General features: G+C 44.9%; 9 protein-coding genes. 1 reads left to right on the forward strand and 8 read right to left on the reverse strand.

Features of this window, described 5'->3' with window-relative positions; all coding sequences use genetic code 11:
* Positions 1 to 78: 78 nt before the first annotated feature.
* The 3 genes from BN8899_RS07390 to BN8899_RS07400 form a co-directional block, all read right to left on the reverse strand.
* A complete protein-coding gene (locus BN8899_RS07390) occupies positions 79 to 1,215 on the reverse strand; it encodes a FecR family protein (RefSeq protein ID WP_065218927.1) in 1,137 nt (378 codons plus the stop codon).
* A 151-nt stretch (positions 1,216 to 1,366) separates the two neighbouring features.
* Positions 1,367 to 1,945: a sigma-70 family RNA polymerase sigma factor gene (locus tag BN8899_RS07395; protein ID WP_065218928.1), complete on the reverse strand. Its 579-nt coding sequence runs from the start codon at positions 1,943 to 1,945 to the stop codon at positions 1,367 to 1,369.
* A 126-nt stretch (positions 1,946 to 2,071) separates the two neighbouring features.
* Positions 2,072 to 2,950, reverse strand: a complete 879-nt coding sequence (locus tag BN8899_RS07400) for an energy transducer TonB (protein ID WP_065218929.1) — start codon at positions 2,948 to 2,950, stop codon at positions 2,072 to 2,074.
* Positions 2,951 to 3,210: 260 nt separating this feature from the next.
* Between BN8899_RS07400 and BN8899_RS07405 the strand changes: the two genes are divergently transcribed.
* Complete coding sequence (locus tag BN8899_RS07405; protein WP_148375316.1) at positions 3,211 to 3,639, forward strand: Hsp20/alpha crystallin family protein; 429 nt, start codon at positions 3,211 to 3,213, stop codon at positions 3,637 to 3,639.
* 65 nt (positions 3,640 to 3,704) lie between these two features.
* On the opposite strand, the gene BN8899_RS07410 is transcribed toward BN8899_RS07405, so the two are convergent.
* From BN8899_RS07410 to BN8899_RS07430, 5 genes are all read right to left on the reverse strand, one after another.
* A complete protein-coding gene (locus BN8899_RS07410) occupies positions 3,705 to 6,326 on the reverse strand; it encodes a zinc-dependent metalloprotease (RefSeq protein ID WP_065218930.1) in 2,622 nt (873 codons plus the stop codon).
* Positions 6,327 to 6,350: 24 nt separating this feature from the next.
* Entirely contained in the window at positions 6,351 to 7,244 is an 894-nt protein-coding gene (locus tag BN8899_RS07415) for a zinc-binding metallopeptidase (protein WP_148375318.1), read from the reverse strand.
* Between the two features lie 28 nt (positions 7,245 to 7,272).
* Positions 7,273 to 8,697 (reverse strand): RagB/SusD family nutrient uptake outer membrane protein, encoded by a 1,425-nt coding sequence (locus BN8899_RS07420; RefSeq protein WP_082986953.1) that lies wholly within the window; start codon positions 8,695 to 8,697, stop codon positions 7,273 to 7,275.
* A 28-nt stretch (positions 8,698 to 8,725) separates the two neighbouring features.
* The gene (locus BN8899_RS07425) at positions 8,726 to 12,253 is read right to left on the reverse strand and encodes a SusC/RagA family TonB-linked outer membrane protein (RefSeq protein WP_231932290.1); all 3,528 of its coding nucleotides are present in this window, start codon (positions 12,251 to 12,253) and stop codon (positions 8,726 to 8,728) included.
* A 107-nt stretch (positions 12,254 to 12,360) separates the two neighbouring features.
* Positions 12,361 to 13,539, reverse strand: coding sequence for a FecR family protein (locus BN8899_RS07430; RefSeq protein WP_065218934.1), 1,179 nt, complete (start codon positions 13,537 to 13,539; stop codon positions 12,361 to 12,363).
* Positions 13,540 to 13,592: the final 53 nt, after the last annotated feature.

A 13,592-nucleotide genomic window follows, 5' to 3' on the forward strand; every position in this document is an offset into this window, starting at 1 on the left:
AGTTTTATAAATCACACTCCCTTTTGCCGAGGGAGATAATATCGGGTAATGTTGCAAGCGTTACCCGATTTTCATTTTCTATTTTTTATCTATTACAACCTTATTATCAACCATTTTAAATGACACATTCGTAATTTCCCCAATCATTTTCATGATGTCGTTTATATCATCGTATTTCCGGAAGCCACCCGTGAAGCGTATCTTTTTCAAGGTTTCATCCTTGAATTCATAAGAAACATCGAACCAACGGCTCAATCTCGACATCAATTGTTCCAAAGGCATTGCATCAAAACGGAACAACCCATCCGTCCATGCGATATAAGTTCTTGCATCCACCTCTCGCACTCGAGCCTGCAAAGTATTATTATCCAACACGAATTGTTGATTGGGCTTCAAACGTTCCTGATAATCTGCCGCATTCACTTGGACAGCACCATTCACCAGTGTTATTTCCGTACGCACCTCTTCCGGATAAGCAGACACGTTGAACAAAGTACCCAACACCCGCACGTCTGTTTTAGCCGTATGAACAACAAACGGTCTCAAAGAATCCTTCACGATCTCGAAACAAGCCTCCCCGTCAAGAAAAACCTCCCGCTTCTCTCCCGTGAAATTCAACGGGAAACGCAACTTGGACTCGGCATTCAACACCACGGAACTCCCGTCCGGCAAACGCAAACGATATTCACCACATTTCGGAACAATCAGCTCGTTGTATCCCATAACAATTCCTGTCTGCCCGGTATAGTCCAAATAAGCCGAATCGGAACGAATAACCATCCCTTCATCATTAATCTCACCTTTGCCCACCATCTTCAAATTGACCTCCTCCCCCGAGGAAAGTATTAATTTTATGTCAGCATTTTTCCATACCGATATATGCTCCGTAACTTGTACTTTCTCGTCTTTCGACCAATTCCACCCGACAAAACCTATCACGAACACAACAACAGCCGCCACTGCCACCCGAGACCACATATTACGATATTTATACCGACGACGACGCAACACTTTTTCCCATCCACTATCCCGATTCACACTATCCCGCAATGCACCCCATTTACCCGCATACCACAAGGAACAGAATTCCTGATACGCTCCCTGATTCCACTCGTTCTCTTCCAACCAAGCATGTAATCTTGCCTCTTCTTCCGAGTCAATTTCCCCTGCCAACTTGGCTAGAATTAGTTCATGTATCTCTTCCGGTAACTTCATTATTATCCTGTTTTTACCAGTAAGACTCAAAAATCAAAAAAACGGGTAGGTGATTTTCTATTTTTTTTCATAAATAATAATCCGATCCTTGAACAATCCTCTAAATTTGTATTACAAGTATCTTAACACGCAAGTCAGCAATGTCGATAATTCATTCTCGACGTTGAACTCTACGCAAGAAAAGAAAAAGGATATCCGATCTCACGGAAGCAAATTTTTCCCGCAAACGCTTCGTCCCCTCTTTTAACAAAAACTTCACCGTATTGATCGAAATACACAATTCTTCTGCCGCCTCCTTGTATTTCAATCCTCTCAACATCACACATTCCACAACCTGACGAGTTCTATCCGGCAAACGTTCAACCTCCCGCATCACCATCTCCATCCGTTCCTCGTCAATATCCACAACCATTTCCTCGGAAATATCCATTCCTTCCAATTCTTTGCTACCACGTAATATATCCTTTTTTTGAAGACAAGAAATCGCCCTATTTCTCACGGCTGAATAAAGGTAAGAAGCTAAAGACACATCTGTTACCCGGATTAAATAGTCATCTTCCCATAGTTTCACAAACAACTCCTGCACTATATCTTCTGCCTCCAAACGATTTTTCAGAAATTCATCGGCGAATAACACCAACGGACGATAATACCGGACAAATAATTGTTGTATTCCAGCTGCTTTATCTTTCCGAATGAAGTCTAAAATATCCGTATCCGACAAACCCATAGTTATCCCTTTACTACCTCAAAGATAATAAAATTAATCATATATCATTAATTATCTAATACAATTTAGGGTTGTTCAAAAAAAGATTTTCTGAACAACCCCAAAATAGGATACCACACAATTACTTTACTGTGGCAAAATATAATTCTCGAAATAATCTTTGAAACGATCTTTCAATAAATCTTTTATCTGCAACATTTTATCCATCTCGAATTGTCTCATCTTGATCTCGGAAGCAACAAACTTGCTAACAAAATCATTCGTTCCCAGACTCTCGATCAATTTGATTTTCGCATCAATCTCGTTCTCGTATATTTTGGTCAATTCTTTGACGTCGTTTTTCTTCAGTTTCAATACTTTGGTTTGAGCTTTTACCAAACTATCGATCCCTTTCTTTATATCCTGGCTCTTTTCCAATAACATTCTATAAAGCGTGGCATCATCGCCCAATTGCTTTTTGAAAGCCTCTACCCGGGCAGCCTGGTCTTCCGGCGACAATTGCTCGCCTTGTTTCAACATTTTGGCTTCTTCTTCCAAATTTTTTAAATACATCTCGTAAGTCAATTCCTCGGGAGCCAATTTAAACGTGATCGGCAAAGTTTTGGAGAAACGTACGGGTTGTCCGCCCATAGTGGCAGGTTTCCATTTTGGCATATTTTGAATTACCCGCAAAGCCTCGGCATCCAGAATCGGATGTGCCGAACGCACCACTCTAACCTGTGAAACAGCACCATCTTTCTCTACCACGAAGGTCACGAACACCTTACCCTCTATACGTTCCTGTTGAGCTTCCTCCGGGTACATGATATTTTCCCCGAGCCATTGATTCAAGTTCCCATTAAATTCCGGTTGAACATCAGCAACTACATACACGGTAGTATCTCCGTCAGCCTGACGAACCTCCATTCCATGAGCCATTACGGGAGATATCCATCCCAAACTAACGACACACGCCAAAACAAATATTGTTCTAGCCCAATTGTAAGTTTTATTCAATCTATGCATAAATATATTTATTAAGTATATACCTATTTAAACAGCCATAAAGCTACAACTATTATCACAAAAATGTACCTGAAATCGAAAAATATTTGTCACTCGAGAATCTCCAAAAATGAAAATTTGACATAATAACCATGACAAAAAGTCCACAAACCGCATTGGCACAAGCTTTGCACTATCCATTATCGAACAGCGGTTCATAAAAGAACCGAAGTCCGAAAAAAAAGATTGAATGTTAAACTTAAAGATAGGAGACTTAAATTATGATGCCTGTAAGAAGAACTCAAAATTGGTTACCAAGTATCTTTAATGATTTCTTTGATAACGAGTGGATGACGAAAGCAAACGCAACTGCACCAGCAATCAACGTGATTGAATCGGAAAAAGATTATAAAGTGGAAGTGGCTGCCCCGGGAATGACGAAAGAAGATTTTAACGTTCGCATAGACGAAGACAACAATTTGGTCATCACCATGGAAAAGAAAGTTGACAACACGGAGGAAAAGAAAGAACAACGCTATCTGCGTCGTGAATTCTCGTACTCTAAATTCCAACAAACTATGATTCTGCCCGACGACGTCGACAAGGAAAAAATTGCGGCTGGAGTAGATAATGGGGTATTGACCATCGATCTGCCGAAAATATCTCTAGAAGAGATTAAAAAAGAACAGAGAACAATAGAGATCAAATAAAATCAAGGTAAGCATAAAAAATCCGGTCAAACAATTTGACCGGATTTTTTTATATATGACATATCCTATTTCTTCTGTGCCTCAATCATTAACAGAATAGACTGGTAATGAATTTTATCGCTAGCGTTTGCTGTCGACACCTTCGTTTTTACCAACTGCTCTATTTTCTTTAACATGGCAGCACAATAAGCAGCAGATTCGTCTATCGCTCCCACGTTCACTTCTTTCTGCCAACCATAATCACCCGTATCCCCGAATTGATGTTTTTTCTGCATACAAGCTGCTACATACCCTTTGCCATATTCTTCCTCAAGTGCTCTCAATTCAGGCAAATGTTCGTTAATCCAACCGGTGGCATCCACCCCCCGAAGGGCGATTTCATCCACGGAAGGTGCATAAATCATACCCAATGTCTGCAAAGACTTACCCCCACTCTTTTTCATGATTTTTCCGGCAGAAGTGATCACCTCTTGCACCGCCAATCTTTGCAATAATTTATCGCCTACTGTCAATTTACGCCCTTGGATCGTCGGTTCCCAAACACCGGAGAAAAGGTCATTGTAATATTCCTCTGACGTATAAGGTCGAGCACTGACATGAGCAGACAGCAACACGCCATTATTCAGCTGGAACAACTTTTTCCCCACGACTGTTTTCAAAACAAGAGATTTATTTACCGACAGCGGGAATTTGTCGATCACCTCCTTCTCATCCAACCAATCGCTTTTGCGCAGTTGTTTAATCACCCATTTCAACGATTTTTGTTGCACTTCTTTCGGCACGGCTTTCCAACGATCGCCAGGGGTACCGTCTTTTACTTCCGTCAAATAAATACCTCCCACGTTTGCCAAAGCATTCATCAAATAACGGGCATATTGGTTGCAAAGATCGGCATACAATGCCTGGCGATGGGCTGTCGATTCGTCGTCCTTGATCCATGTATTCAAGTTCTTCAAGATGTATTTCAAGTTCTTGATACCGTAATCACCTGCTTTGCAAGCATCATCCCCTAAATCTTCTTCAAGCGCACTCGGGTCATAACGGGAATACACTTGCTGTTTCCCGTAACGGAAGATCGGGTCACCGGCTTTTTCATCCACCCAACTTTCCAATATTTTAGCCTCTTCCTGCACGGACTTATTACCCGGGATCGGGGAATACAACCATTTTATGGCGTACTCGTCATACACGCCCATATCCGGAGGCGATACGCGTACTCCCTCATCACCTGGTTGGGCCACATAATTGAAACGGGCATAATCCATGATAGAAGGCGTCGTTCCGTATTTCTGCGTGAAAGTGGCAGAACGTAACGAATCTACCGGATACGCACTAGAAGCTGCCATGTTATGCATCAAGCCTAACGTGTGACCAATCTCGTGGGCAAACACGTAGGCCAGCGATTCATCCACTACCTCCTGAGGCAACTTTTTCCCTCGCACTCTCGGGTCAATCTGCGCCGTTTGCACGAAACGCCAACTATTGATCAATTTAATCACATCATTATAAACCAATACAGTGGCGTTGATAATCTCTCCGGTCCTCGGGTCCACCCAAGACGGTCCCATAGCATTCTCTACGGAAATCGGGACATAGCGGATGCACGAGTACTTCAAGTTGTCCGGGTCAAAATCCGGATCATCTTTCGGGAAATCACGGGCAATCATAACATTTTTAAAACCAATCTTTTCAAACGCCTTATTCCAAATCAAAACCGATTGCTTCAACGGTTCTTTCCACGACTCAGGGAAAGCGTCATCAATATACCACACGATCGGCTTCACCGGTTCCACCAGTTCCCCGCGTTCCCACGCTTTCATGTCCTTCGGCTCCAAACGCCAACGGTTGGCTAAAGCGTAACTTTCAATTCCATCTTTTGCCATCGTGATATTCTCTTTGCCAGTAAGGAATATCCCAATACGAGAATCTGCAATTCTCGGTTTCATCTGTTCTTCCGGTAACAGCAATATCGTGCGCACGAGTTTTGTTGTCAACGCACCTGACCCAAGTTCCTCTCCAAAAAAGGTGATGCTATAATCATACGTCATGTACGACTCGATAGTGACATTGTCACTGAAAGCTTTAATTTTATTCAACATTCCGAATCCCGGTTTCAAACGGGAATTTATCCCGAGAATACTATAATTGCTCTCCACCGGCTTCAACGCTTCCTCATCCCCGATGAACATTTCCGTCATGTCGAAGACTACCGATGTCGAATCATTATTATAGGCTGCCACCGGATACTTTTTATAAAACGAATTCAGATAATTACGTTGGATCGCCAATCCCAGTTCCTTATCGCTCTCCATCGTGGAATTGACCATCTGGAGCACGATCGTGCTATCCATCTTGACAAATTTAACGTGCAACGGGTCATTCATCTTGTACCCGACCATGGCTAACATGGAATTGCTGGATTCCGCCGTCGTGGAAGCAATCAACAGATCACGCCCGCAATACTTTAACGGGAGTTCCACGTAAAGTTTTCCCTCGATTTTATGCAAGGAAAGGAAATCTCCCGTGACAGATTCCCGTCCCGCCTTTTTCATCAACTTCTCGTATTTCGTTTCCTTGGGGGCAGAGAGCTCTTCTTTCTCTTTCTTTTTCCTCTCCCCGGCAGTAACCTCATGAGCGAAAAGCATTAAAAATGCCCCAAGCAAAAAACACACAATCCATCTTTTCATACAATACATTTTATACATACAACATTATTCATAAACAGTATTACCTATTTTACAAACATCTATTCCATATTGTTTTTCCAACCAATTCACCAGTATATCATACTTTTTCCGAATCAACGGGTACTCCAAATCTGCCGCCCACTCCTCGGTCGTGCGATACACCAGAGAAGCCAGATAAGCCGTGGCATCTTCAAACCGACTTAAATCATATTCGGTACTCCACTCGATATCATCCGCCGGATTATAAACGAACCCAGCTTCTCTCGCCACTTCTGAACTTTCCCAAAACAAATTTCCCGTATAATCACTCAAGGCGTAAAATTCCTCAGGGATAGTGATCAAGCCAGAAGACAAACAGTATTCCAAGAAAGTGGCTTGAAGATAAGACTTATACTCCCGTTTTGCCCATCCGGACATCTCCGCTACCGTTTTGCCCATGTATCCTACAGCAATCTGGTTATCCAAATAACGGGCGGGAATATCTTTCCACGTGTACTCGTATTCCCAAGTTATCCAACTCCATTCTTCAACTCGTAATTGTACATTTCCAGCCAAAAACACGCGTATCGGCATCGCTTTCTTCAAAAAATCCTTGTCATAGAAATCCAACCACGTGGTCTGTAACAAATCAAGCAACGTGCTCACTTTAGAAGGTTCTATCGGATCAAAGCGATATACATCATCCCCCAAACTTCCACCTATCTGCGTCCACTCGAAATCTTTTTCAGAAAAATCATACACGAAATAACTGTCATACGTCTTGAGCAACTCCATCACACGCTCATCCGCAGCAGCATCTCCACCTTGGGGCAACGTGTAATCCATTCCGGGCACTTGAATTTTCCCGATTTCTTTATCCTCCGCGCAAGCTCCTAAAAACACGAAAGCAAACAGAAGTGCATATATTCTTATTTTCATGATCGCAACATTTAAAATTCCACTCTTTTTATCTTCCTTGCCGTACTGGCTGTTTTGCCGACTCATTTTGCTGTAATGCCGGGTTCTCGTTCATCACCTCATTCGGGATAGGCAACGTGTACAGAGGATCTTTTTCCTGTAATACATAAGTTTGCCAAGACGCAGATGCTCTTACTTTATATTGATGAGAAATCGAGGGCATCCCGTAACGACGCAAATCAAACCAACGCACCTCGTCGAAACAAAACTCCAAACGACGCTCTTCCCGAATCTCCTCCAACAACTCACCAGCATCCGTAATTTCCGCTTCATCATAATCCCGGTAGCGATTCTCCCGTAAATGCTTCAAATCATCCCAAGCTAAGCCAATTTGCTTGTCCTGTACGAGAGCTTCCGCACGGTTTAAATAAGCTTCCGACATCCGGATAGAATTCGTCGGCATTCTCGGGGTACCACTCGGGTAACTTATACGTTTTTTACAAATATTCCAATTGCCATCAAACCAAAGCGCCCGACGGGTATCATTCGGATTAGCCTCCAACTTTTCACGTAAGCCCGTAGATACAACCACCGCACCCAGATTGCGAGTTGGCGTATTCCCATCACCATACACCCACTCCACTTCCGAATAATTATAATTGGCAATGCAAATCGTGCTTGTCGGCAGATTCACGTAATTCGTCAACAAGTTACCGCTCTCTATCGCCTTCGTGGCAGCAGCGACAGCCTCTTTCCAAGCCTCCATGTGCAAATAAACACGGGATAAAAGAATATTCACCGTCGGTAAATTTACCCGAAAACTTCCCCGCCGTTTAGCGTATTTTTCAAACAATGCAGACGATTCCGACAAATCCTTCACGATCTGCCCGTACACCTCTTCCACCGTACTCCGGGCTTTCCCGTTCGTTTCCATATCGGCAGTCAACTTCAAAGGCACGCCCAATGCGCTCTTGTTATAACCGTAAGGTTCCCCGTAAAGATTCACCAGCATGAAATAATAATACCCTCTCAATGCCAAAGCCTCCGCCTTCACTTGATCCCGCTCTTCCGCATCACCTATCGCTTCGTCAATCCCGTCCAACACGGCATTCACTCCTTTAATCCGCTCGTAAGTGGAGGAATACGTTTCGTCATAATTACTCTTGTCCACCTCCTGGCGTTCCCACATATCCGGTTGCCACGTGAAAAACGGAAAAATATTCACCGCCCCCGTGTAATCTTCATCATCTTCAAGATTCCTTTCATTCAACATGAAATCATCATCCAGCAAATAGAGCGTATTATAGATAGACTTCGACGGCGACGGGTAACCGGCACCCAAAAGCAATTCGCTATAATCGGAAACCGTCTTCACGATCACCTCATCCGAGGACTCTTTATCCAGATAATCGGAACAAGCCCCCGCACCAAGCAATCCTATCAAGCATATTATGAATTGTAACTTTTTCATCATATCATTTTTAATATGTTCAACTTACTTCTTAAAACATCACTTGTAAAGACAATGAAGTAACCCTTCTCGTGGGCCAATCTCCCGTCTCCGGATCCAACCCGTTCCATTTGCTGTCAGAAACCCACATGAACGGATTCGTCATGCTCGCCTTGAGCAACAAGCGTTGCGCCCCGATACGAGATAACCACTTCTGTTCGAAATCATAAGACAGCGACAACGAACGGCAACGGATAAAGTCCGTGTTAGCCACCCGCAAATCGGAATTATTATACATGTCATACAACCGCCTTTCCGAACCCGCTACCGAGGCTGTCGTCGGGAGATCGATATAGGCGCTACTTGTCGGGATGGACGGAATATCGGTCTTATCACCCGGTTTCCGCCAACGTTTGGCTAAATCCCGGGACACATTCTGCTCCGGCGTCGGAATCCCGTAATTACTATCCGTGTCGTACAACTTCGGCAAACGGGCATGACCTCCCCATTGCACGTTGAACAACGCGTACAACGACCAGTTCCGGTACTTGAACATCATGTTCAAACCGCCTGAAAAATCGGGAGTAAACTTACCAGACTTCACCAAATAATCCCTCGGACTTTCCCCGTTCTCGATATCCATATATTCAAATGTAGGCGTTCCGTCCTCGTCGTTCAACCCGGCATACTTGAAAGAATAGAAAGTTGAAAAAGCCTCCCCGTTCACCACGGCACTGCCATCCAAGTAATCGTTCAACGTGTTCACCCGTTGATTCTTATTCACCTTGTTTTTCGTCACGGCAGTGTTCAACGACAATTGCCAAGTGAAATCTTTCGTGCGTACCGGGATCACATTAATCACGAAATCGTAACCCGTGTTCGTCATCTCACCCCCGTCCACGATGGCTTTCTCGACGCCGTTTTCCCGCGGGAGATTACGGGAAGAAAGTACATCACTCACTTTCTTGAAGTAATTCACCGTGAAATTCAAACGCCCCTCTAGGAAAGCGGCATCCACGCCGAAATTATACGTCTTCGTCTTCTCCCAACCCAAATCAGAATAGGGCAAAGATTTTATATTCAACAGATAATCATTATAATATTCATTCACGCCCCCTTGTTCCGCGATCAGGTAAGGAGAAACCGATTCCACCGCATTCCCCTGGTAACCGTAAGAAGCAATCAAATCCAAATTATTCAACCACCACAACTCTTTCGCAAACCTCTCGGAAGCCACTCTCCACTTCGCCCCCACGGACCACGTGGGCTCGAAACGCTTGTTCTTGTCCTGGCCGAAACGGTTGGAAGCATCCACACGGGCACTGACATTCAACACGTAACGGTTATCATAAGCGTACACGGCTGAAATATACTCGCTCAACTTGTTATCAATCTTATTCAACACAGTCGCCTCTCCTTGCGCCAAATCATTATCTATCGGGTCATTTCCCGAACTATACAAATCTTTGTACGTCATCGGCAAATTCACGAAAGTCTCGCCCCGGTCCCTCAAATAACCGTAACGCTTGGCGGTAGAACCTCTCGTCTTGGAAGAGTTCGTTTCGATACCCAACTGCAACGTCATCCGGTGCACATCCTTGAACATCCGGTCATACACCAAAGCATTCCGCACCGTGACCGAGGTTATATCCGTCAACCCGGTTTCCAGCAAGCCACCGAAAGGCAAACGGGTAAACCCAAACTCGTTGGCAGAACTCTCGTAAGCCTCAAAGTCATACCCCCGAAGGGTTGAGGCGTAAAAAGAACGTTCCGTCGCAAACTTCTTCACGTCAGCCGACGAGGAAGAATAAGACACCAACCCTTGGTATTCCAACCCCGGCAATATTTTCCACTTTAAATCCAAGGTAGCGCCCCAACTCTTCGTGTTGTTCTCGCTTCCCGTGTTATCCAACTCGTTCTGGATGTTATACAAATAATTATACTTGTTACGGATCACCGTGCTACTCCCCGTTGTCGCCCACTTTTCATGATAATACAAACTTCCATCCTCGTTATACATCGGAATCACGCGACTTGTGTTATAAGCATACTTGAAAGGATCCACGTCGTAAGCGAAGCCCTCCGCTTTCCGCCAGGTACCCTTCAACAACAAATTCACCATCAACTTACTGTCGATCAAATTCACCGTCGTGTTGGAAGTTGCCGTGAACAACGCCACGTTGTTCCCGCGAGCCTCACCTTTCTCGTCCGTGTACCCCAACGACGTCCTGTTCTGGATTTTCTCCGAACCGCCGCTAATACTCAAACTATGTTTATGGCTAAACGAATTGCGGAACAACAAATCAAACCAATCCGTATTTTCAGAAGCCATTTTCTTGTACTGCGCGTCAAACTGCTCCTTCGAGATCTTCTTGTCCAGGTAAGATTTCAACAATCCTGCGTAACCGATCTCCAGAATTGTACTCGGGTAAACCACCCGATCCTCGTACATCTGCTTGGAAAACTCCATCATTTCCTGGGAATTCATCCGGTCATACAACCCGTAACGTGGCCTTTGCCCGATAGAGAAATCCCCGCTGTACGATACCGACACCTTACCCGCATTTGCCTTCTTCGTCGTGATCACGATAACCCCATTGGCAGCCTCCGAACCGTAAATAGCCGTGGCGGAAGCATCCTTCAAAACCGTGATCGTTTCAATATCATTGGGATTCAACCATGAAATGGCATTACCCGCCAACTGCGAAATATCATCCGCGTCCACCGAGAACTTCGTGTTATCCTCTGAGTTAAACGGCTGGGGATCCCGTTGCACCACTCCGTCAACCACCCATACAGGCTCTTGGCTTCCCAACAAAGAAGAAGTACCCCTTACGCGAATCTTGGGAGAAGAACCCACCATACCGGTTCCCGACTGCACCAACATTCCCGGCACCACCCCCTGCAACATCTGGTCGATAGAAGAAGCTCCCGCCATCATAATATCCGCCACTTTCACCGTGGTAGCGGCTCCCGTGTAATTACCCTTCGCCGTGGTCCCGTAACCGGTAATCACCACGTCATCCAGAGCCTTGACATCCTCCTCTAGCACCACGTTAATCGAATCCTGCCCCGTGTACTTCACCTCCACGGTCTTCATTCCCATAAACGAAAACACCAGAACAACATCATCCGCCTTCGTCAAAAACAACGAGTAAAAACCGTTATGATCCGTCGTCGTGCCCAATTTCAAGTCCTTTGCCATCACCGTCACCCCGGGAAGAGGCAATTTATCCGCATCAGTCACCAGCCCCACGATTTTCAACGATTTTTTCTTTTCCTCCGGGGCTAGCTTCAACACAATAAACTCATCCATCATCTCGTAAGTCAAACGAGTCCCTTGTAAAATCTTACCCAATACCACCTTCAAATCCGTTTCCACGAATCCCGCTTCCACGATTTTCGACTTATCCAGTTCATTGTTACTATACACGACAGTAAACCCGGTCTGTTGTTTAATCTGTTTAAACAACTCCAAATAAGTCACGGTCTTTGCCTCAACCGTGATCTTCGCCTGGGCCTTAGCACCAGCAACCGCCAGATGCATGCTTGCCAACAATAAAATTACGCTTAGTTTCATTACTCTTAATAATTTTCGTGGTTCAAAACCTTGCGAGAAAAACCACTTTGTTCGCCTTTTTTCCATACTATTTGCAAAATAGGTTTATTATTAATATTCAACAAGTTTCATCTTTTCACGCGAATCACGACATTCCCCTCCTTCTCCGCAAACTCCACGTTTGTCGTCTTCGCTATCATCCCCAGCACGTAATCCAAACTCCTGTACTTGGTCACCGCCCCGGAGAAACGCAATTTCTCTGCCTCCTCATCCCCAAAAACGAAAGCCACGCCATACCAGCGGGACAATTTCACGGTCAACTCCTTCAAAGGCATATCCTCGAAATTGAATTTACCGGTTTTCCAATCAACAATCGACTGTACATCCCCCTTCCGAAGTATCGTTTTTCCACTCTCCCTATCCAAAGAAACTATCTCGCCCGGTTCCAGCATACAAGCCCCCTTTTCCGTATCCAAACACACTTTCCCACGCAACAGGGCTACTTCCGTAAGTTCCTCTTCCCCGTAAGCCATCACGTTAAATGCCGTACCCAGAACACGAACTTTCGCACCTCCCACATGCACGTAAAACGGTTTACCGGAATTTGCTACCACCTCGAAATAAGCCTCGCCTTCCAACTTCACTTCACGGGAATCTCCGAGGAAACGATTCGGAAATTCCAAACGTGAATCCGAATTGAGCCAAACTTTCGTGCCATCACTCAACACTACAAAATACTCTCCTTTTCGAGGAACAACAATTGTGTTATTCTCGCATCGTCCCTCCCCGGGCATCCCTTTATCCTCGAAACGCACTCCCCCGATCGAATCTTGAATCACCCCCACACCGGAAATATCCGCCACCTGTCGATTCACCCCATCCTTCAACTCTACCCTCTCCCCGGTAGAAGTCACAAGAATCGCTTTAGCAGATCCGGCTTCCACTTGTAGCACACTCGCAAACGTATCCCCTTTACCTTTATCCACCCGTTGTCCCTGCCACACGAAAAACAACCCAACCAGTACAGCAATTGTGGCGGCAGCACCACTCACCCACGCGTACAATCTTCGCCCGCGACTTTCCAGCACCGGAGTTATACGCTTCCATACATTTTCCTGCATACGGTCCAACTTATTCCATCTTCCGACAGCATCCACACGCACCTCCATCTGTAGCCTCTCCCGAAACTGTTTTTCATGCACGGGCGAAGCTTCCAGCCACCGGAGCAAATTACACTTATCTCGCTCTGAAAGTTCCCCTTGCCTGTACCGGGCAATCCACTCATCTAATTCATTCCACGATTCCATGATTTATTTTCTTTCCCGTATAGACAACAAAAAAGAAAATCGGGTGAATCAAA

The organism is Butyricimonas sp. Marseille-P2440, assembly GCF_900091675.1.
In the GTDB taxonomy this organism is placed as follows: domain Bacteria; phylum Bacteroidota; class Bacteroidia; order Bacteroidales; family Marinifilaceae; genus Butyricimonas; species Butyricimonas synergistica.

What these genes read in the sequence shown, in the direction of transcription:
- BN8899_RS07390 (WP_065218927.1), bottom strand. Translation starts at nt 1,215, where the DNA reads ATGAAGTTACCGGAAGAGATACATGAACTAATTCTAGCCAAGTTGGCA.
- BN8899_RS07395 (WP_065218928.1), bottom strand. Translation starts at nt 1,945, where the DNA reads ATGGGTTTGTCGGATACGGATATTTTAGACTTCATTCGGAAAGATAAA.
- BN8899_RS07400 (WP_065218929.1), bottom strand. Translation starts at nt 2,950, where the DNA reads ATGCATAGATTGAATAAAACTTACAATTGGGCTAGAACAATATTTGTT.
- BN8899_RS07405 (WP_148375316.1), top strand. Translation starts at nt 3,211, where the DNA reads ATGATGCCTGTAAGAAGAACTCAAAATTGGTTACCAAGTATCTTTAAT.
- BN8899_RS07410 (WP_065218930.1), bottom strand. Translation starts at nt 6,326, where the DNA reads ATGAAAAGATGGATTGTGTGTTTTTTGCTTGGGGCATTTTTAATGCTT.
- BN8899_RS07415 (WP_148375318.1), bottom strand. Translation starts at nt 7,244, where the DNA reads ATGAAAATAAGAATATATGCACTTCTGTTTGCTTTCGTGTTTTTAGGA.
- BN8899_RS07420 (WP_082986953.1), bottom strand. Translation starts at nt 8,697, where the DNA reads ATGATGAAAAAGTTACAATTCATAATATGCTTGATAGGATTGCTTGGT.
- BN8899_RS07425 (WP_231932290.1), bottom strand. Translation starts at nt 12,253, where the DNA reads ATGAAACTAAGCGTAATTTTATTGTTGGCAAGCATGCATCTGGCGGTT.
- BN8899_RS07430 (WP_065218934.1), bottom strand. Translation starts at nt 13,539, where the DNA reads ATGGAATCGTGGAATGAATTAGATGAGTGGATTGCCCGGTACAGGCAA.